22 protein-coding genes and 1 pseudogene are annotated in these 18738 nt (G+C 62.3%); all 23 read right to left on the bottom strand.

Going from position 1 to position 18738, the window contains the following annotated elements:
- Positions 1–373: transposase (locus tag H147_RS0112770; RefSeq protein WP_019955765.1), on the bottom strand; the 373-nt coding region annotated here is incomplete at its 3' end.
- Positions 374–627: 254 nt separating this feature from the next.
- Complete coding sequence (locus tag H147_RS0112765) at positions 628–1845, bottom strand: MFS transporter (protein ID WP_026352494.1); 1218 nt, start codon at positions 1843–1845, stop codon at positions 628–630.
- Complete coding sequence (locus H147_RS19715; RefSeq protein ID WP_019955763.1) at positions 1842–2273, bottom strand: MarR family winged helix-turn-helix transcriptional regulator; 432 nt, start codon at positions 2271–2273, stop codon at positions 1842–1844. The genes H147_RS0112765 and H147_RS19715 overlap by 4 nt, the downstream gene beginning before the upstream one ends.
- Before the next feature lie 209 nt (positions 2274–2482).
- Positions 2483–2893 carry a hypothetical protein gene (locus H147_RS0112755; RefSeq protein ID WP_019955762.1) on the bottom strand — a complete coding sequence of 137 codons (411 nt, stop codon included), beginning with the start codon at positions 2891–2893 and terminating at the stop codon, positions 2483–2485.
- The gene (nuoF, locus tag H147_RS0112750) at positions 2890–4176 is read right to left on the bottom strand and encodes an NADH-quinone oxidoreductase subunit NuoF (protein WP_019955761.1); all 1287 of its coding nucleotides are present in this window, start codon (positions 4174–4176) and stop codon (positions 2890–2892) included. Before nuoF ends, H147_RS0112755 begins: the two co-directional genes overlap by 4 nt.
- Complete coding sequence (locus H147_RS0112745) at positions 4176–4406, bottom strand: DUF5337 domain-containing protein (RefSeq protein WP_019955760.1); 231 nt, start codon at positions 4404–4406, stop codon at positions 4176–4178. Before H147_RS0112745 ends, nuoF begins: the two co-directional genes overlap by 1 nt.
- An 8-nt stretch (positions 4407–4414) precedes the next feature.
- Positions 4415–4996, bottom strand: coding sequence for a helix-hairpin-helix domain-containing protein (locus H147_RS0112740; RefSeq protein ID WP_019955759.1), 582 nt, complete (start codon positions 4994–4996; stop codon positions 4415–4417).
- Positions 4997–5182: 186 nt separating this feature from the next.
- Positions 5183–6100, bottom strand: a pseudogene (gene nuoE / locus H147_RS0112735) (NADH-quinone oxidoreductase subunit NuoE); the annotation flags it as partial.
- A 121-nt stretch (positions 6101–6221) separates the two neighbouring features.
- Complete coding sequence (locus tag H147_RS0112730; RefSeq protein WP_019955757.1) at positions 6222–6554, bottom strand: hypothetical protein; 333 nt, start codon at positions 6552–6554, stop codon at positions 6222–6224.
- A gap of 43 nt (positions 6555–6597) precedes the next feature.
- Positions 6598–6795, bottom strand: a complete 198-nt coding sequence (locus H147_RS0112725) for a hypothetical protein (RefSeq protein ID WP_019955756.1) — start codon at positions 6793–6795, stop codon at positions 6598–6600.
- Positions 6792–8030: an NADH-quinone oxidoreductase subunit D gene (locus tag H147_RS0112720; RefSeq protein ID WP_026352492.1), complete on the bottom strand. Its 1239-nt coding sequence runs from the start codon at positions 8028–8030 to the stop codon at positions 6792–6794. Before H147_RS0112720 ends, H147_RS0112725 begins: the two co-directional genes overlap by 4 nt.
- Positions 8027–8923, bottom strand: coding sequence for a sulfotransferase (locus H147_RS0112715; RefSeq protein ID WP_019955754.1), 897 nt, complete (start codon positions 8921–8923; stop codon positions 8027–8029). The genes H147_RS0112720 and H147_RS0112715 overlap by 4 nt, the downstream gene beginning before the upstream one ends.
- Positions 8920–9537, bottom strand: coding sequence for an NADH-quinone oxidoreductase subunit C (locus tag H147_RS0112710; RefSeq protein WP_019955753.1), 618 nt, complete (start codon positions 9535–9537; stop codon positions 8920–8922). The genes H147_RS0112715 and H147_RS0112710 overlap by 4 nt, the downstream gene beginning before the upstream one ends.
- Positions 9538–9548: 11 nt before the next feature.
- The gene (locus tag H147_RS0112705) at positions 9549–10079 is read right to left on the bottom strand and encodes a NuoB/complex I 20 kDa subunit family protein (RefSeq protein ID WP_026352491.1); all 531 of its coding nucleotides are present in this window, start codon (positions 10077–10079) and stop codon (positions 9549–9551) included.
- Positions 10070–10402 carry an NADH-quinone oxidoreductase subunit A gene (locus H147_RS0112700; protein WP_375342054.1) on the bottom strand — a complete coding sequence of 111 codons (333 nt, stop codon included), beginning with the start codon at positions 10400–10402 and terminating at the stop codon, positions 10070–10072. Before H147_RS0112700 ends, H147_RS0112705 begins: the two co-directional genes overlap by 10 nt.
- Positions 10403–10552: 150 nt before the next feature.
- Positions 10553–11476: a hypothetical protein gene (locus tag H147_RS0112695; protein WP_019955750.1), complete on the bottom strand. Its 924-nt coding sequence runs from the start codon at positions 11474–11476 to the stop codon at positions 10553–10555.
- Positions 11477–11546: 70 nt separating this feature from the next.
- Positions 11547–12326, bottom strand: coding sequence for a crotonase/enoyl-CoA hydratase family protein (locus tag H147_RS0112690; RefSeq protein ID WP_019955749.1), 780 nt, complete (start codon positions 12324–12326; stop codon positions 11547–11549).
- On the bottom strand, positions 12323–13180 hold the full coding sequence (locus tag H147_RS0112685) for a hydroxymethylglutaryl-CoA lyase (RefSeq protein WP_019955748.1): 858 nt from the start codon (positions 13178–13180) through the stop codon (positions 12323–12325). The genes H147_RS0112690 and H147_RS0112685 overlap by 4 nt, the downstream gene beginning before the upstream one ends.
- Positions 13181–13258: 78 nt before the next feature.
- A complete protein-coding gene (locus H147_RS0112680) occupies positions 13259–15169 on the bottom strand; it encodes an acetyl/propionyl/methylcrotonyl-CoA carboxylase subunit alpha (RefSeq protein ID WP_019955747.1) in 1911 nt (636 codons plus the stop codon).
- Complete coding sequence (locus H147_RS0112675; RefSeq protein ID WP_019955746.1) at positions 15169–16731, bottom strand: carboxyl transferase domain-containing protein; 1563 nt, start codon at positions 16729–16731, stop codon at positions 15169–15171. The genes H147_RS0112680 and H147_RS0112675 overlap by 1 nt, the downstream gene beginning before the upstream one ends.
- Positions 16728–17021 (bottom strand): hypothetical protein, encoded by a 294-nt coding sequence (locus H147_RS0112670; protein ID WP_019955745.1) that lies wholly within the window; start codon positions 17019–17021, stop codon positions 16728–16730. The genes H147_RS0112675 and H147_RS0112670 overlap by 4 nt, the downstream gene beginning before the upstream one ends.
- Positions 17018–17500, bottom strand: coding sequence for a lysozyme inhibitor LprI family protein (locus H147_RS0112665; RefSeq protein WP_019955744.1), 483 nt, complete (start codon positions 17498–17500; stop codon positions 17018–17020). Before H147_RS0112665 ends, H147_RS0112670 begins: the two co-directional genes overlap by 4 nt.
- Positions 17497–18660 (bottom strand): isovaleryl-CoA dehydrogenase, encoded by a 1164-nt coding sequence (locus tag H147_RS0112660; protein WP_026352488.1) that lies wholly within the window; start codon positions 18658–18660, stop codon positions 17497–17499. Before H147_RS0112660 ends, H147_RS0112665 begins: the two co-directional genes overlap by 4 nt.
- Positions 18661–18738 lie beyond the last annotated feature (78 nt).

Raw genomic sequence — 18738 nt, 5'->3', positions numbered from 1 at the left:
ACACGTGACGCAACAGGTCGCTGTCCCGGAACCGGCCGTGGCGGTTCTTCGAAAAGCTGGAATGGTCTGGCACCCGATCCGCCAGATCGAGGCGACAAAACCAGCGGTATGCGAGATTCAGATGCACCTCTTCGCAGAGCCGCCGCTCCGACCGGATGCCCAGGCAATACCCGATCAGGAGCATGCGGATCAGCAGCTCGGGATCGATGGAGGGGCGGCCGGTATTGCTGTAGAACGGAGCCAGATGCTGGCGGATACCTGTCAAATCCACGAAGCGGTCGATGGATCGCAGCAGGTGATCCTGAGGGACATGATCCTCTATCGAGAACTCGTAAAACAATGCGCCCTGCGCCTCTTGTCTTGGTCCCAACATCGCAGATCCCCCCGCTTCACTAACGAAAGTGAATCAGCGACCAAGCCACAAATCAACAAGAGTTTTTCAACGGAATAAGCCCGGACTCACCGAAGCTGCTACACTCACCAATGGCCGCTCTGGCGAGCTGCCTTAGCATAGCCCCCAGCTGAACAGATAAATCTCGAACAGTGGATTCTGATAGAGTTGAAACAGTGTTGTCATGAGTATCAGGAAAAACACTCCTGCGATCACTTGGACTATTGAAGGCCCGCTCATGACACCGCCCTTCGCTGAGCGAGCGTACGTTCCGTGATCGGCCAGTTCAGGACAGCTGCCAAAATGCTCAACCCAATTGCTATGCCCCACGCAATATCGTAGCTACCGGAACGGTCATATAGCCAACCGCCCATCCAGCCGCCAGCGAATGATCCAAGCTGATGGGCGAAAAAGACAATACCCGCCAGCATCGACATGTGTTTGATGCCGAAAACAGCGGCAACGGTGCCATTCGTCAGGGGGACGGTGGAGAGCCAGAACAGCCCCATGACCGCGCCGAAGATGTAGGCAGAGGCTGCAGTGACCGGCAGGAGTACGAATGCTGCGATAGCTGCTGCGCGGCCGAGGTAAATCCATGAGAGCAGCATCGGTTTGCGATGCCGTCCGCCCCAGAGCCCTGCGTAGTAGGTGCCTGCGATGTTCACCAACCCGATCAGCGCCAGAACGATGGTTGCGATACCATTGCCGACCCCTTCATCCGCAAGGAAGGCGGGCAAGTGCACAGAGATGAACACAACTTGGAAACCACAGGCAAAGAAACCGAGTGACAATAGCCAGAAGTCACGCTGGCCGAACGCATCGCGCAGGGCCTGGCCGAACGGCACGTCTTCATCAGCGCTTGCAACAGGGGCGGGAACGCTGCGGATACCGAAGGCGAGCGGAAAGATGGCAAGGGCCAGAATGGATAGGACCACCAGCGCGGTTTGCCATTCAAAGGCAATGATCAGCCCAAGCGAAACCGGTAGCATCGCAAACTGCCCGAAAGAGCCCACGGACATTGTGATCCCCATCGCAAGCGACCGCCGTTCCGGCGCCACAAGGCGGCTGATTGCGGCAAAGATCACCGGGAATGTAGTGCCGGACAAGCCCAGCCCGATCAGAACGCCAGCGCCAAGGATGAAAACGGCCTCGCCGCCGACGACACTCATCGTCCAAAGACCAGCCCCATAGAGCACAGCACCGGTGGCCACGATTGGCTTGGCCCCGAAGCGATCAGACAACATGCCGGTGAAGGGCTGGCTGACGCCCCAAACGAGGTTTTGCAGCGCGATGGCGAACGCGAAGGTCTCGCGCCCCCATCCCTGATCCATGCTCACGGGTTGTAGGAAGAGCCCGAAAGCGTGTCGCACGCCGAGCGAGATCAAAAGGATCAAGGCACCGCAGACAAGAGCAACGCCCGCCCCGTGCCACTTTTCAGCTGTTTGCGTCGTCATGCCTTGCCTCCCATCGCCTGTTCTTCTTCGCCGGTTTGGTCGATCACACGGTCCAAAACCGCCAATGTATCCGCCCCTATGATCTGTGAAAATTCTTGCTGAGCTTTTCGCCAAAGAGGAACCGCCTCCCGCAGCTTTTCTTGACCAGCGCGAGTCAACGACACTTGACGTGCCCGAGCGTCCTCGCCGGTTCCCATCTCGACAAGGGACTGCTTTTCCAAAACGCGCAGGTTGCGGCCCAATGTACTGCGGTCAAGGCCAACTATCTCGGCCAGTTCGGTGATCGAGATGGACTTGGCTGCCTGAATTCGCCGCAGCAGGCGGAACATAGTTACCTTTATGCCGGAAGGGGCAAGCACCGCGTCGTAGTGAGCTGTGCTTTGCGCTGCGGCTTGCCGAAGAGCTGTGCAAATGCATATATCATCCATATTGCGGGTATATACCCGTTTTTTGCTTCAAGCAAGGTGTATTTCGTTTCGGAGAAGCCGTTGGCGTTGAAGAGCTGACATCGGTCTGAGCAAGATCAACGACAGCAATGTCCGCATAGCCGACACACCCATGGTCTACGGTCGCCCCCCAACGCAAAAAGGCCGCGCCGGGGCGCGACCTTTCGACAGCGTCACGAATTGTCAGCCGATCAGACCGGCACCAGCATGGCGCTCAGTGCGGAGCCTTCCAGCACTTCGGCGTCGGCAGCAGGACACAGGTCGGTACCTTGCAATTCGACCCCGTGCTTGACGCCGAAACTGCGCTGCATCACGTCGGTTTCCAACTCGATCGCGTTGCGCTGCGAATTGGCGGACAGCGACCCACGGCCCAATTCATTGCGGCGTTCATTCATCTGGGAATCAAGCTCGGCGTCATAGCGATAGCGCGCGCAGTTCTGCGCGACCTGCGTGGCAACAGTCAGCGTCGCATAATATTCCGGCGTCGGCATGTTCAGCAGGCGCTGCACGGCCGGATCGCTGAGTTCACGCGCAGGGCCGGAGCCCGTGGAACAGGCGGCCAGCGTCAGCGCCGCACCCATCATCAAACCCCGGATCATCATTCTGCTGCCATCCCCGCGATACGTTTGTGTTTGATCCGGTCCTCGATCTCGTCCCGGAAATTCTTGATCAGCCCCTGGATCGGCCAGGCGGCCGCGTCACCCAATGCGCAGATCGTATGGCCTTCGACCTGTTTTGTCACGTCCAACAACATATCGATCTCGTCAACGGATGCGTTGCCTTCGACCAGACGTGCCATCACGCGCATCATCCAGCCGGTGCCTTCGCGGCAGGGGGTACACTGGCCGCAGCTTTCGTGCTTGTAGAATTTCGACAGCCGCCAGATCGCCTTGATCATGTCGGTGGAATTGTCCATCACGATGACCGCCGCGGTGCCCAGCGAGGACCCCTTTTCCTTGAGCGCGTCGAAATCCATGATCGCGTCGCGCATGTTTTCACCGCGCACGCAGGGCACGGATGACCCGCCTGGGATCACGGCCTTGAGGTTGTTCCAGCCGCCACGGATGCCGCCGCAATGCTTTTCGATCAGTTCTTCGAAAGGAATCGACATTTCCTCTTCGACGACACAGGGGTTGTTCACATGGCCCGAGATCGCGAAGAGCTTGGTGCCTGCGTTGTTCGGGCGACCCATGCCTGCGAACCAGCCACCGCCACGGCGCAGGATCGTGGGCACGACGGCGATGGATTCGACGTTGTTCACGGTTGTCGGGCAACCGTAAAGGCCCGCACCCGCCGGAAATGGCGGTTTCATCCGCGGCATGCCCTTTTTGCCTTCAAGGCTTTCAAGCAACGCGGTTTCCTCGCCACAGATATAAGCGCCTGCCCCGTGGGTCAGGTAGATATCGAAATCCCAGCCCGATTTGGCGGCGTTCTTGCCCACCAGACCAGCGGCATAAGCCTCGTCGATGGCCGCCTGCAGCGCCTCTTTCTCGCGGATGTATTCGCCGCGGATGTAGATATAGCAGGCGTGCGCGTTCATCGCGAAAGACGCGATCAGGCAGCCTTCGACCAGCGTGTGCGGGTCGTGGCGCATGATCTCGCGGTCCTTGCACGTGCCGGGTTCGGATTCATCGGCATTGACCACCAGATAGGCGGGGCGACCATCGCTTTCCTTGGGCATGAAGGACCATTTCAGACCGGTCGGAAAACCCGCACCACCGCGACCGCGCAGGCCGGAGGCTTTCATCTCGGTGATGATCCAGTCGCGGCCTTTCTTGATGATGTCAGCCGTGCCATCCCAATGGCCGCGCGCCTGCGCGCCTTTCAGCGTGCGGTCGTGCATCCCGTAAAGGTTGGTGAAAATCCGGTCTTGATCCTTGAGCATCAGTTCTCGCCCTTGTCGTTCCGGCGTGACCGCCAGAGTTTGTATGTCTGCCACAGCGCAAAGCCGAAACCGGCCAGCGCTGCAAGGTCAAAAAAAGCCTGGGTCCGGTTGGACCAGCCGTATTCGGACCCGATCATCGTGACCAGCACCCACAGAACACCAATGGCGGCGACCGTCAACGCGACGCGTTGTCCGGCCTTCGCCTCTGATGTGTTTCCATGCCGGGCCATGCTGATCCTTATGCGCCGCCGGACAGCGCCTTGGCCTGCGCGACCCAACCGTCACGGCTGGCGCGGCCTTTGAAGCCTTGCAGGTTGTCGTCCATCCAGGCCAGCTCGTCCGGGCCCCAGCTTGCGATCTGGTCGAAGTGGAAAATGCCCATGCCGTGCAAGGTTTGTTCGAGCTTGGGCCCGACGCCGCTGATCTGCTTGAGGTCATCGGGTTGGTTGTTGCGCGCGGCGGCCAGCATCGTGGGCTTTTTGCCTGCGGCTTGCGTTACGTTCGGTTGAATCGGTGTCACCTCTGCCACGGTCGCGGCCGGTGTCGGCGCAGGCGCGGCAGCGGCTGGTGCGGGGTCAGCCACGGGTGCGGTCGTCTTGGCAGGCATTGTGGGTTCCACGGCAGCCGCGTGATGCGCATTGCGTGCGGGGCGCCAGCCAAGCGCCAGCGCGACAGCCGCGATGCCCGAAACGACGACGGCCACGAAAACGGATCCGTTCAAGCCAAGGTCGTAAAGCACATAGGCCACGCCCAGCGCGACAATAAAGACGAGGCCCGCAATCGCGGCGATCCCCATCCAGATCGGTGCAGTGTTGTTCATCTTCTCAATTCTCCTCTCAGGTGGTCAGTCGTGCAAGTCTGCATCGGCTGGTCCGTTTCTGCGTCAAATGATCACAGCACGGCATACCCTTCGACTTCTACCTGAAATGGCGGCGTTGCGTAAATTTTTTGTGCAAGCCGCCCGACATGGGGCAGGTGTGGCCTTGACCGGAGCCTATTCCTTGGGCTTTTTCGGCGCCCGCTTGGCGCGCGGCTTTTTCTCGACCGCCTTTTCCTCGGTGCCCGCTGGTTCGGGGTTGGACTTGGACACGGGTCTGCCTTTGGACGCTGCCTGCGCTTCCTGTTTGGTCACGCCGCTTGCATCGGCGGGTGCGTCGGCAGAGGGTTTGGGGTCTTTGCGCGCCTTGCTGGCGGCAGGTGGTTTCGGTTTCTTCGCGTCCTTGATCCACGGCGTCAGCAACGGCACTTCTGTCCCGTCGATCCGCTTGACCGTGTCGCCGATATCGACGGCGGCCTGTACGCTGGCGTTATGTTGCGCCTTGCCGGTGGTGAATTCCTTGAGCGAGGTCAGCCCGCCTTTGGGCTCTGCCGCGAAACGGCCGTTTTGGGGGCCGGGTGTCGGTACGCGGCCCGCGGCCAGTTCGTCGATAATCTCGCCCAGCCGTTCGGCGGTCAGGTCTTCGTAATAATCCTTGCCGATCTGGGCCATCGGCGCATTGGCGCAAGACCCGAGGCATTCGACCTCTTCCCACGAAAACTTGCCATCCGCCGACAGGCTATGCGCCTTTGGGGCGATCTTGTCCTTGCAAACGCCGATCAGGTCCTCTGCGCCGCAGATCATGCAGGACAGCGTGCCGCAGACCTGGATATGCGCGACCGATCCCACAGGCTGTAGCTGGAACATGAAATAGAACGACGCGACTTCAAGCGCGCGGATATAGGCCATGTCCAGCATCTGCGCGACATATTCGATCGCGGGCCGTGTCAGCCAGCCTTCCTGTTCCTGCGCGCGCCACAGGATCGGAATGATCGCCGAGGCCTGACGCCCTTCGGGGAATTTCTTCATCTGCGCCTTGGCCCAAGCGAGGTTGGCATCAGTGAAGGCAAAGGTTGCGGGCTGGTCGTGGTAAAGGCGGCGTAGCATCAGGTCATCCCTGTCATCGTGGCAGCGCCGGGCGGTGGCGCGTTCAAAACGGCGGGGCGTCACCCGCCGATGTTCAGCCCACCCATTAGCACAAGCACCACGGCGGGCAAGGCGTTTGCGATCAGATGCAGGCGCCTGTCGTCACGCGGAACGACCGGCCATCGGCCCCGATCTCGCCCCGGCCTTCGGCGCGCAATTCGGTCATGATGCGGGCCATGTCCTGTTGCGACAGGGTGGCGCTGGCCAACACGGTCTGGGTATTCGCGGTCGTCAGTTCGCAGCCGTTCGCAGTGACAGCGGCGATGAAACGGTCCTTGGCCGATCCCGGATTGACGTTCGGCACCGGCTGCGGTGCGACCGTCACAGTCGGTATCGGCGTCGGGGCAGGCATCATCATCGGATAGGCACAGGCCGACAAGGCGACAAAGGCGACAAGGGGAAACTGGCGGATCATTGTGTTATCTTTCGGTTAGAGAAGAACGGCCGATTGCGCCGGATCATTCGGCAACAACGGCAGCGTCACGCCCGACCACTTCGGTCAGCCCATAGCTTAACACGGCGACGGATAAGGCAATGCCCGCCACGCCGCCAAAGATGATACCGGCGACAGGCCGCCGAAACCACCGCGACACTGCCGCCGACAGGAAAAAGCCTATCGCGACGACCGCGCCAAGGACGACCTGTTCCATCGTCATCGGTCGATTTCCCCGAACACAACATCCATCGTCCCGATGATCGCCGCAACATCGGCCAGCTGATGCCCCGACGCGATGTAATCCATCGCCTGCAGATGCAGATAGCCGGGCGCGCGCAGCTTGGCGCGGTAAGGTTTGTTGGTGCCATCGGCCACCAGATAGACACCGAATTCGCCCTTGGGCGCCTCGACCGCGGCGTAAACTTCGCCTGCGGGGACATGGAAACCTTCGGTATAAAGCTTGAAATGGTGGATCAGGGCTTCCATCGAGGTTTTCATCTCGCCGCGGGTGGGCGGGGTCATCTTGCCGCGCGCCATCACATCGCCTTTTTCAACGCGCAGCTTTTCACACGCCTGACGGATGATATGGGTGGACTGGCGCATTTCCTCCATCCGGCACAGATAGCGGTCATAACAATCACCGTTCTTGCCGACAGGGACTTGGAATTCGAATTCGTCATAGCATTCATAAGGCTGCGCACGGCGCAAATCCCAGGCCAGACCGGACCCGCGCACCATCACACCGCTGAAACCCCAATCCTGAATGTCCTGTTCGGTGACAACGCCGATGTCGCAGTTGCGCTGTTTGAAGATGCGGTTTTCGGTCAGCAGGCTGTCGATATCGTCCAGCACCTTGGGGAAGGTCACAGCCCAGGCGTCGATATCTTCGACCAGTTGATCGGGCAGGTCCTGATGCACACCGCCGGGGCGGAAATAGGCCGCGTGCAACCGTGCGCCGCAGGCCCGTTCGTAAAAGATCATCAGCTTTTCGCGTTCTTCGAACCCCCACAGCGGCGGGGTCAGTGCGCCCACGTCCATCGCCTGCGTCGTCACGTTCAGCAGATGCGACAGGATGCGCCCGATTTCGGAATAAAGCACGCGGATCAGCTGCGCACGGCGCGGCACGATCGTGCCGGTCAGCCGTTCGATCGCCAGACACCAGGCGTGTTCCTGGTTCATCGGGGCGACGTAATCCAGCCGGTCGAAATAGGGCAGGTTCTGCAGATAGGTCCGGCTTTCCATCAGCTTTTCGGTGCCACGGTGCAGCAGGCCGATATGCGGATCGCAGCGTTCGACGATCTCTCCGTCAAGTTCCAGCACCAGACGCAGCACACCGTGCGCCGCAGGGTGCTGCGGGCCGAAATTGATGTTGAAATTGCGGATCTTCTGTTCGCCGGTCAGCGCATCGGATGACCCGTCGTCATAGGTGTTCACGCGGATATCGCCGTCCATCATGCTGTCATCCTTACATAATTGTTCTGCCAGTTCGCCGGCAAGGGGCCGACGTTGCGCGCGACCCAGTCGTATTGTTCGAATAGCAATTGCTGCGCACGTGGCCGCAGTTTTTCGAGCATCATCACCGGCTTGCCGTCATGCACCGCCTTGGCGGGGACATCCACGGACGCAATCCCCAGAAAGGCACAGACCCGTGCCAGCCCCTCGGGCGTCAGCAGCGTTTCAGCGAAAGCGACAAGCAGCCGGTCGGCAGGCACCACACGACGCAACTTGCGGATCACACCCGCATAATCACCACGGTCGAGGATATGCGTCTCTTGTCCACGGTTCAACATCCGGTAAAGGATGTTGTTCGCCTTCTTTTCATATATTTCGTGACTTTGCCGCTGGCGCCGCGCCTGCATGCGGATATGCGACCACAGGCGGTCCAGCGGGTCGCGGATCAGGTAGATCACCTTGGTCAGTGGCGTGGCCTTGACCATCCGGTCCAGCAACGCATCGGGCATGGTGGCGTAATTCGGCGTGATATCGGCATAAAGCCGGGCGTCCCCACGCCCCGCGGTCAGCCAGTCCAGATAGGCCGTATCATCCGCACGATCACCAGCCACGACGTCGATCAAGGCATTCATGTCGGCGATCCGCCGGTCGAGGTTGCGCACCTGCCACCCGCGATCGGCAGCTCGGGCCTCGGCCTTTGCCGCGCGCATGTCATGCAGGCGCAGATGGAACGCCGCCAGTTGCTTGTCACGGTCGGGGGCGGCAAAAGTATCCCAGTAATGCGCCTCTTTCACTGCGGGAAGCGCGCAATCGGGATGATCGTGCAGCAGGCGGTAAAACCAAGAGGTCCCCGCCTTGGTCGCGCCGACGCAGTAAAGAACCGCAGGCTGGGTCACTCGCCTTTCGCCTCCGGCTTGGTCTTTTCGTCACCGGGCAGGACGTATTTGGCGCCTTCCCATGGCGACATGAAATCGAACTGCCGGTATTCCTGCACAAGGCTGACGGGTTCATAGACGACGCGTTTCTGCACCTCGTCATAGCGCACCTCGGTATAGCCCGTTGTCGGGAAATCCTTGCGCAAAGGATGCCCGCGAAAGCCGTAATCGGTCAGGATGCGGCGCAGGTCGGGGTGGCCCGAAAACAGGATGCCGAACATGTCGAAGACTTCACGCTCGAACCAGTTGGCCGAGGGATGCACGCCAATGATCGAGGGCATCATATCCTCTTCGCGGATCTGGACCCGGACGCGGATGCGCTGGTTCTGATACATGCTCAGGAAATGGTAGATCACATCGAACCGCTTGGCGCGGCTGGGATAATCCACCGCCGTGATGTCGACCAGCGAGGAAAACAGGCAGGTCGCGTCATTCTTGAGGAATTCCACGAAACTGACCAGCGACGATGGCGACACCGTCACCGTCAGCTCGCCATGCGCCACCTCGTAGGACTGCACGCAATCGGTGCGCTTGATGTCCAGATGTGCGCCGAGTTCTTGCAAGGCTTCGGTCATGATCTGTTCCTTCAGCGCGTGATGGTGCCGGTGCGGCGCATCTTGCGCTGCAATTGCAGGATGCCGTACAGCAGCGCCTCTGCGGTGGGCGGGCAACCCGGCACATAGATATCGACGGGCACGATCCGGTCGCAGCCACGCACCACCGAATAGCTGTAATGGTAATAACCGCCGCCATTCGCACAGGACCCCATCGAAATGACGTAACGCGGTTCCGGCATCTGGTCGTAGACCTTGCGCAAGGCGGGCGCCATCTTGTTGGTCAGCGTGCCTGCGACGATCATCAGGTCGGACTGGCGCGGGGATGCGCGCGGTGCCGTCCCGAAACGTTCCAGATCATAGCGCGGCATGGAGGTGTGCATCATCTCGACGGCACAACAGGCCAGACCAAAGGTCATCCAGTGCAGCGACCCGGTGCGCGCCCAGTTGATGATATCGGCGGTCGAGGTCACAAGGAAACCCTTGTCCTGCAATTCCGCATTCAGCAATTGCGCGCCGTGTTCCTTGTCGGCCCCCACGGCGGTTCCGGTCATCACTCCCATTCGAGCGCCCCTTTCTTCCATTCATAGGCAAAGCCGATCGTCAGCACGCCAAGGAAAATCATCATCGACCAAAAGGCCGTCATGCTGATGTCGCCAAAGGCCACGGCCCATGGAAACAGGAACGCGACCTCGAGATCGAAAATGATGAACAGGATCGACACAAGATAGAACCGCACGTCGAATTTCATCCGCGCGTCGTCAAACGCATTGAACCCGCATTCATAGGCCGACACCTTCTCAGGATCGGGATTGCGCACGGCGATCACCGCCGCCGCCAGGATCAGGATCAGGCCCAGCCCGATGGCGAGGCCCAGGAAAATCATGATTGGCAGGTAATTGGACACGATATCAGGCAAAGTGCGTTCCTTTCAAAAAGGCGCAGAGTCCGGCGCGCCCTTCGTTGGCTACCCGCTCCATACCGCTGCACCCTGCAAGGGTCAACCGAGTGCGGTGTCGCAGCGCCGTGAACGCGGTTATTTCGCGCGGTCGGCCAAAGGCTCCGAAGGGGACAGGACAAGGCCTGCAAGCGACAGGAACGATGCGCCATGCGCAAGGCCATTCGCCCGCTCTGCGGCACCTGTGATCATGTCCGCCGTCTCTTGCAGGGTATCGCCCTGCTGGTCGGTCAGCCAATAGAGCAGATACAGACCAGCGGTGAAATCGCCGGGCATGTCGGTCAGTGTCACGCGGCACCCGCCCGGCATCGGCACGAACCGCTGAGATGTCACCGTGACCGCGCCACACGACTGGATCAGCATCACATCATGCTGGCCCTGTGCCGCGTGCAGGACCTTGGCCGCGACCCGCACGACAAGCGGCTGATCGGGATGCACCGGATCGGCCATCTGCGCCGAGGCGACGGCGACCTCGAACAGCCCCTGCGCATCGACCTGCCCGGTCAGGATGCGCCCGCGCCGTGTCTGTGGTTGCAAGGCGTATTGCCGCTGCGCGACCCCCGCCGAGCAGGGCAAGTCGATCCGCGACACAAGGCGCCAGCGTATGACGGGGCCGCAATGGACCAGAACCTGCACCACTTGCGCCAGCAGCGCCATGACCGCCGCCGTCGTGACCACGGCAAGCAGCGTCGCCAGCACCGTGGCGGCCTGCACATGATCGACAGGTGCCAGAACGGCCAGCCCCTGCACCGATGGCAAAACCACGACCAGCCCGGTCAGCGAAAGCGACAGCGCCAGCGTTTCATGCGCGACATTGGGGAAAAGAACGAGATGCGCCGTCACCAGACAGGCGATCACAAGGATAGCCAGACTGCCCAGCGCAGGCGGAACGGCCGCCGCCATGATCACAGCGGCAGGCACCATCACACACAGCACCCACAAGCGCCGCAACCGCCACAGCCGGTAGGTCATCTGTTCCGCATCTGGCCATTCAAAGGGCATGGGCATCTCTCCTGCCCTGGCACTAGACCCGCCAAATCAGCCCAAACTGCGACCGAAATCAGACCTTTCGTCAGGTCAATCCCGGCCATTGTGGCGAACGTTTGTCGAAAAAGGCCGCAATGCCCTCGGCCGCCTCGGCCCCGTCCCAGCAGACGATCAGCGCGTCGATGGACCGCACAATGGTCGCCGCGTCGATCACAGGACCCAGCGACCGGGCAAAAGCCTTGGCCGCAGCGACCGCCTCTGGTCCGCAGGACAGATAGGGTGCGACCTCGGCCTCAACCGCATCATCCAGCGAATCCGCCGGCACCGCGCGCGCCAGAATGTTCAGCGCTAGCGCCTCGGATGCATCGAACAGCCGCCCCGACATGAACACGCGCCGCGCCTTGGCCTCGCCCATGCGCGCCAGCACATAGGGGCCGATGGTCGCGGGAATCAGCCCCAACCGCGTTTCGGTCAGCCCGAACCGCGCGGTCTGCACGCCGATCGCCACATCGCAGACGCAGGCCAGCCCGACGCCACCTCCGAACGCATTGCCGTGAATACGCCCGATCACCGGCTGCGGCAGCGTGTTCAGCGCCCCCAGCATCCGCGCCAGCGATGTCGCCGCCGCGCGCCGTGTCGCTGTATCCGCCGCCATCTGGTCGCGCATCCAGCCCAGATCGCCGCCTGCGCAGAATGTCGGCCCCTCTGCCGCGAGCACAACCACGCGGATGCTGCTGTCCGCCGCGATCCGCCGGGCCGCCTGCGTCAGCGCGTCGATCATGTCCTGCGACAGCGCGTTATGCTTGTCCGCGCGCGCCAGCGTCAGCGTCGCCACCCCGCGCCCGTCGACATCCAGATCGATCATCGCATCCTCCTTGCCAGTGCCGCAGCCTCGGCGATGACCGCCGTGTCGATGCCCGTCTCGAACCCCGCGCCATGCAACAGGTCCAGCACCTGTTCGGTCGCCACATTGCCCGGCGCCCCCGGCGCATAAGGACAGCCGCCAAGCCCGCCCACCGCCGAATCGAACGCGCGCAGACCTTTGTCCAGCGCGGTCTCGATATTGGCAAGCGCCTGCCCGCCCGTGTCATGGAAATGGCCCGCCAGCTGATCGGCGGGCACAACCTCCAGCACCACATCCAGCATCGCAGCGACCGTGACGGGCGTGCCTTTCCCGATCGTATCGCCCAGCGACACAGGCATCGGCGCAAGCCCGCGCAACATCGCCGCAACCTTCGCCACAGCCTCGGGGGCGACCCGGCCGTCAAACGGGCAATCCGTCACGCAGGAAATATAGCCGCGCAAGCCGATTCCCGCCGCCTGCGCCGCTGCGACCACCGGCACGAGCCGTTCCACCGATTCCGCCACCGAACAATTCAGATTGCTGCGCGAGAACCCCTCGGAGGCCGCGACAAACACTGCCACCTCGTAGGTCACCCCCGGCACACGCGCCGCGATGAACCCGTCCCAGCCGCGCAGATTGGGCACCAGCACCGCGTAACGCACCCCCGCCACCGGCGTGATCCCTGCCATGACCTGCGGCGTGTCGGCCATCTGCGGCACCCATCTGGGGCTGACGAAACTGCCGATCTCGATATCGCGCAGCCCCGACCTGCCCAGAAGATCGATCAAGGCCACTTTCTCGGCCACCGGAATGACGCGTTTTTCGTTCTGCAACCCGTCACGCGGGCCGACCTCATGCAACCTGACAAATGTCATCGACTCTCCCATCTTCCGAGCCCAAATATCCCGGGGGAGCACCGGATGAAATCCGGGGCGGGGGCAGCGCCCCCTGCGTCAGATCGGGGCAAGGGCCACCATCAGATCACCTGCCGCGACCTGATCCCCCGCTCTGACGGACACGCTGGCCACCACACCATCACGCGGCGCGCGCAGCACATGTTCCATCTTCATCGCTTCCAGCACGATCAGGCGCGCGCCTTGCACGACATGATCGCCCTCGTGCACCGCGACCTCGCGCACCAGCCCCGGCATGGGTGCCAGCACCACGTCACCACCCGCCATGTCGGACCCGCGCGCCAGCGGATCGACGATGCTGAACGTGATTGTCTGCGCGCCAAAGACGCTGACCTGCCGCACGCCATGCCGCAAGGCACGCAACCCCCAATCCTGCCCATGCCGTCGCAAACTGACCTGCACTCCCGCCACGTCAGCGGTGATATGATCGGGGCCAAGCACCTGCAGGCCCACCTCATGCAAAGCATCGCCCTGCTCCAGCACGATCCGCCGCACCAGCGGTTCCCAGAGCGTGAAGCCCACGAGCGAGCCTGCGGGAATCTCCGCCGCGACCGCCGCCGCGACAGCAATGGCCTGCGCATCCGGCACAGGTGCCGCACAAAGCCTGTCCTGCCCCCGCGCGATCAGGCCGGTATCGACATCGCCCGCCACAAAATCAGCATCACGGGCGAGCAGACGCAGGAAATCAAGGTTCGTGACCGTCCCCGCCACCTCGGTCGCGTCCAAGGCCGCTTGCAGCTTGCGCAAAGCGCTCGCACGGTCCGCACCCTGCACCGTGACCTTCGCGATCATCGGATCGTACCAAGGCGAAATCTCCGACCCTGCAACGACACCGCTGTCGATCCGTGCGCCGTCAGGGAACGCCAGATGGTCGAGCGTGCCGGTCGCAGGCAAGAACCCCGCCGGCACATCCTCGGCGTAAAGCCGGGCCTCGAAGGCATAGCCGGTGATCGCCAGCTGGTCCTGCCTCACGGGCAGAGGTTCACCCGCCGCCACACGCAGCTGCCATTCGACCAGATCGACGCCGGTGATCGCCTCGGTCACCGGATGTTCCACCTGCAACCGTGTGTTCATTTCCATGAACCAGAACCCGTCGGGGCGCAGCCCGCCGGCGCCATCGACGATGAATTCGATGGTCCCCGCACCGGCATAGCCGATGGCCTTCGCCGCCGTCACCGCCGCCTGCCCCATCGCTGCGCGCAGTTCAGGTGTCATGCCGGGGGCTGGCGCTTCCTCGATCACTTTCTGATGGCGGCGTTGCAGCGAACAATCCCGCTCGAACAGATGCACGGCGTCTGTGCCGTCCCCGAAGACCTGCACCTCGATATGGCGCGGAGTGGTGATGTATTTCTCGATCAGCACGGCGGGATTGCCAAAGGTGTTGCGTGCCTCGGCTTGGGCAGAGGCCAGATGTTCCTCAAAATCGGCTGGCTTTTCAACAAGCCGCATCCCCTTGCCGCCGCCACCCGCCACGGCCTTGATCAGCACGGGATAGCCGATTTTCGCGGCCTCGCCTGCAAGGAACGCCCCATCCTGATCGGCCCCATGATAGCCGGGCACAACCGGCACACCGGCCTTGACCATCAGCGCCTTGGCCGCATCCTTCAGCCCCATCGCGCGGATCGCATCTGCGGACGGGCCGATGAACACCAGCCCCGCCTGCGTGACCTGATCCACAAAATCGGGGTTTTCGGACAAAAAACCATAGCCCGGATGAATGGCCTGCGCGCCCGTATCCAGCGCGGCCTGGACGATGAGATCGCCCCGCAGATAGCTGTCCGCGACGGGCGCAGGGCCAAGCCTGACCGCCTGATCGGCGAGACCCACATGCAGCGCGCTAGCATCGGCATCCGAATAGACCGCAACCGTGCGCACGCCCATCGCGCGGGTTGTGCGGATGATCCGGCAGGCAATCTCGCCCCTGTTGGCGATGAGGATCTTGTCAAACATCACATGCGGAACACGCCGAAACGTGTCTCCTCTATCGGGGCATTGCAAGCTGCCGCCAGCGACAGCGCCAGCACCTCGCGCGATTTGCGCGGGTCGATAATCCCGTCGTCCCAGAGGCGCGCCGAGGCATAGAGCGGGTGGGATTGCTCCGTGAACATATCAATCGTGGGCTGCTTGAAGGCGGCTTCTTCTTCCGCCGACCAATCACCACCCGCGCGTTCGATGGCGTCGCGTTTGACCGTGGCCAGCACGCCTGCGGCCTGTTCGCCGCCCATCACCGAAATCCGCGACGTGGGCCAAGACCACATGAAATGCGGACTGTAAGCCCTTCCTGCCATGCCATAATTGCCCGCACCGAACGATCCGCCCACGACCATCGTGATCTTGGGCACCTTCGTTGTGGCCACCGCTGTGACCATCTTGGCGCCATGCCGCGCGATGCCTTCGTTCTCGTATTTCTGACCGACCATGAAGCCGGTGATGTTCTGGAGAAACACCAGCGGAATGCGCCGCTGGCTGCACAATTCGACGAAATGCGCGCCCTTTTGCGCGCTTTCCGAAAACAGCACCCCGTTGTTGGCGATGATCCCGCAGGGCCAACCGTCGATATGGGCAAAGCCTGTGACCAGCGTTTCGCCGAACCGCGCCTTGAATTCGTCAAAGCGTGATCCGTCCACGATGCGGCGGATCACCTCTCGGATGTCGTAGGGCGTGCGCAGATCAGCGGGGATCGCGTCGAACAGGGTCGCCGGATCAACGGAAGGAGGTTCGGATGGCAACCGATCGACGTTGCACGCATTTCGCACCGCGCATGATGCGACCGCCTGCCGTGCCAGCGCCAGCGCATGGGCGTCATCCTCGGCCAGATAATCGGCGACACCGGACAGCCGGGTATGCACATCGCCGCCGCCTAAAGCCTCGGCACTGACAACCTCGCCTGTCGCGGCCTTGACCAAGGGCGGGCCCGCCAGAAAGATCGTGCCTTGGTCGCGGACGATGATCGACACATCGGCCATGGCGGGCACATAGGCCCCGCCTGCGGTGCAGGACCCCATCACCACGGCGATCTGCGGAATGCCCAGTGCAGACATCTGCGCCTGGTTATAAAAGATGCGCCCGAAATGGTCGCGGTCGGGGAAAACCTCGTCCTGATTGGGCAGGTTGGCCCCGCCGCTGTCGACCAGATAGACGCAAGGCAGGCGGCAGGCTTGGGCAATCTCTTGCGCCCGCAGGTGCTTTTTGACCGTCATCGGGTAGTAGGTGCCGCCCTTCACGGTGGCGTCGTTGCACACAACCATGACCTGCACGCCGCCCACTAGCCCCACGCCCGCGATCACGCCTGCGCAGGGGGCGGCGCCGTCGTAAAGCCCGTGCGCGGCTGTCGCGCCGATTTCCAGAAACGGCGATCCTGGGTCGAGCAGGCCCGCCACGCGGTCGCGCGGCAGCATCTTGCCCCGGCTGACATGACGGTCGCGCGCTGTCTGCCCGCCGCCCAAGGCAGCGGCGGCTGCGGCCTCGGCCACCTGCGCTAGGGCTGCTTCATGCTTGGCGCGGTCGGTCATGTCGATGGCCCCTGCGGTTCGGGTAACGCCTCGCCACGGGGGCCCACGTAGAAGGTCGTGGTCAGGCCATTGGGATTGGCGCAATTGATGACCAGACGGACCGCCGGGTCAGGATGCGTCGTGGCGGCACAATCGGTCGGCGCGGCACCATCGCCCGCCATCCCGAGATAGATGGCCGCATAGCTGTCGATGATCTCAGTCTCGCCGGGCACCTGCCCCATGCGAAAGCCGACGATCCCGGCGACTACCACGAGCCCCGCAAAGGGAATGAAGAACATCCAGCGTCTCATGGCACGTTGTGATAGTCGCGCAGGGCAAAAGTCTGCGCAGCGGTCATTTCCAGCAGGCAATCCGCACCCGCGATCTGGCGCATCGAGCCTGCCTCCCAGACACCATATTGCATCGCGCAATTGGCGTCGCGGAACGCGATCCATGCCCGCTGTGCGACTTGCACCTGATCCGCGCGGACGGCGTATTCGGGAAAAAACTCTGCCTCTTCGGCATCCATCGCACGGGCGAAATCGCGCGCTGCGGCATATTCGGCGTTCAGCAGGGCGTCCCATGCGCCCGCTTCGCCGGCAAGGCAGCCCGACATGCCCACGGTGGTGTCCCCATCACGCTCATCCGCCATGCACATGGACGCAGCGTCGCCGATACACGCCGCATCGCCACTGGACAGGCAGGCCGCGACCATCGGTGCATAAAGCCAGTCGTCCTGCGCGATCGCCGCACAGGGCAGCAGTATCAGGGCGAGCGTTGCGATCTTCATCCCATCGCCCCCATCAATTCGCGGCCCACCAGCATCCGGCGGATTTCCGATGTGCCAGCGCCGATCTCCATCAGCTTGGCATCGCGGAACAGGCGTGCGACGGGGGCATCCGCCAGAAACCCTGCCCCGCCCATCGCCTGCACCGCTTGGTGCGCCTGTTTCATCGCCTCTTCGGAGGCATAAAGACAGCAGGCCGCCGCATCCTGACGGGTGACGGTGCCCCGGTCGCAAGCCTTTGCCACCTCGTAGACATAGGCGCGGGCGGAATTCATCGCGGTATACATATCCGCGATCTTGCCCTGCATCAGTTGGAAATTGCCGATGGGTTGGCCGAATTGCTTGCGCGACGCTAGATAGGGCATGATTTCATCCAGACAGGCGGCCATGATCCCCAGCCCGATCCCTGCCAGCACAACGCGTTCGTAATCAAGGCCGGACATCAGAACGCGCACGCCGCGTCCTTCCTCGCCCAGCACGTTGTCAAACGGGACGGCGACATCGTCGAAGATCAGTTCCGCCGTGTTCGACCCGCGCATCCCGAGCTTGTCGAAATGAGGGGACGTGCTGAAGCCCGTCATGTCCTTTTCGATCAGGAAGGCGGTGATGCCTTTCGATCCTGCGGCGGGGTCGGTCTTGGCATAGACGACCAGCGTGTCGGCGTCCGGCCCGTTGGTGATCCAGTATTTGTTGCCGGTCAGACGGTAATGGTCGTTGCGCTTTTCGGCGCGCAGCGACATCGACACAACGTCGGACCCGGCCCCTGCCTCGGACATGGCCAAAGCACCGACATGGTCGCCCGAAATCAGGCGGGGCAGGTATTTCGCCTTTTGTGCCTCGGTCCCGTTCAGCTTGATCTGGTTGACGCAAAGGTTGGAATGCGCGCCATAGGACAGGCTGACCGAGGCGCTGGCGCGCGCGATTTCCTCGATCGCGACGGTATGGGCCAGATAAGACATGCCCGCACCGCCATAGGTTTCGTCGACCGTCACGCCTAGCAACCCCAGATCGCCCATTTCGCGCCAAAGGGCTGTGGGAAACAGGTTGTCGCGGTCGATCTGTGCGGCCATCGGTTTGACGCGGCTTTGCGCCCAGTCGTGGACCATATCGCGCAGGGCGTTCACATCCTCGCCCAGATCGAACGTCATGGAGGCGTGAAACATCGGCCTGCTCCTGCGGTTAATTGAACGCTTGTTCAGTTGTAGCCATGTCAGGGTCGCCCTGTCGAGTCATTTCTGCAC

The sequence above is a fragment of the Yoonia vestfoldensis DSM 16212 genome, from assembly GCF_000382265.1.
Taxonomy (GTDB): Bacteria; Pseudomonadota; Alphaproteobacteria; order Rhodobacterales; family Rhodobacteraceae; genus Yoonia; species Yoonia vestfoldensis.
The sequence above is the reverse complement of the archived record's forward strand: the minus strand, read 5'-3'. Positions and strand labels throughout refer to the sequence as shown.

Coding starts and splice junctions, on each gene's coding strand:
- H147_RS0112765 (WP_026352494.1), bottom strand. CDS start 1,845: ATGACGACGCAAACAGCTGAAAAGTGGCACGGGGCGGGCGTTGCTCTT.
- H147_RS19715 (WP_019955763.1), bottom strand. CDS start 2,273: ATGGATGATATATGCATTTGCACAGCTCTTCGGCAAGCCGCAGCGCAA.
- H147_RS0112755 (WP_019955762.1), bottom strand. CDS start 2,893: ATGATGATCCGGGGTTTGATGATGGGTGCGGCGCTGACGCTGGCCGCC.
- nuoF (WP_019955761.1), bottom strand. CDS start 4,176: ATGCTCAAGGATCAAGACCGGATTTTCACCAACCTTTACGGGATGCAC.
- H147_RS0112745 (WP_019955760.1), bottom strand. CDS start 4,406: ATGGCCCGGCATGGAAACACATCAGAGGCGAAGGCCGGACAACGCGTC.
- H147_RS0112740 (WP_019955759.1), bottom strand. CDS start 4,996: ATGAACAACACTGCACCGATCTGGATGGGGATCGCCGCGATTGCGGGC.
- H147_RS0112730 (WP_019955757.1), bottom strand. CDS start 6,554: ATGATCCGCCAGTTTCCCCTTGTCGCCTTTGTCGCCTTGTCGGCCTGT.
- H147_RS0112725 (WP_019955756.1), bottom strand. CDS start 6,795: ATGACGATGGAACAGGTCGTCCTTGGCGCGGTCGTCGCGATAGGCTTT.
- H147_RS0112720 (WP_026352492.1), bottom strand. CDS start 8,030: ATGATGGACGGCGATATCCGCGTGAACACCTATGACGACGGGTCATCC.
- H147_RS0112710 (WP_019955753.1), bottom strand. CDS start 9,537: ATGACCGAAGCCTTGCAAGAACTCGGCGCACATCTGGACATCAAGCGC.
- H147_RS0112705 (WP_026352491.1), bottom strand. CDS start 10,079: ATGGGAGTGATGACCGGAACCGCCGTGGGGGCCGACAAGGAACACGGC.
- H147_RS0112700 (WP_375342054.1), bottom strand. CDS start 10,402: ATGATTTTCCTGGGCCTCGCCATCGGGCTGGGCCTGATCCTGATCCTG.
- H147_RS0112695 (WP_019955750.1), bottom strand. CDS start 11,476: ATGCCCTTTGAATGGCCAGATGCGGAACAGATGACCTACCGGCTGTGG.
- H147_RS0112690 (WP_019955749.1), bottom strand. CDS start 12,326: ATGATCGATCTGGATGTCGACGGGCGCGGGGTGGCGACGCTGACGCTG.
- H147_RS0112685 (WP_019955748.1), bottom strand. CDS start 13,180: ATGACATTTGTCAGGTTGCATGAGGTCGGCCCGCGTGACGGGTTGCAG.
- H147_RS0112680 (WP_019955747.1), bottom strand. CDS start 15,169: ATGTTTGACAAGATCCTCATCGCCAACAGGGGCGAGATTGCCTGCCGG.
- H147_RS0112675 (WP_019955746.1), bottom strand. CDS start 16,731: ATGACCGACCGCGCCAAGCATGAAGCAGCCCTAGCGCAGGTGGCCGAG.
- H147_RS0112670 (WP_019955745.1), bottom strand. CDS start 17,021: ATGAGACGCTGGATGTTCTTCATTCCCTTTGCGGGGCTCGTGGTAGTC.
- H147_RS0112665 (WP_019955744.1), bottom strand. CDS start 17,500: ATGAAGATCGCAACGCTCGCCCTGATACTGCTGCCCTGTGCGGCGATC.
- H147_RS0112660 (WP_026352488.1), bottom strand. CDS start 18,660: ATGTTTCACGCCTCCATGACGTTCGATCTGGGCGAGGATGTGAACGCC.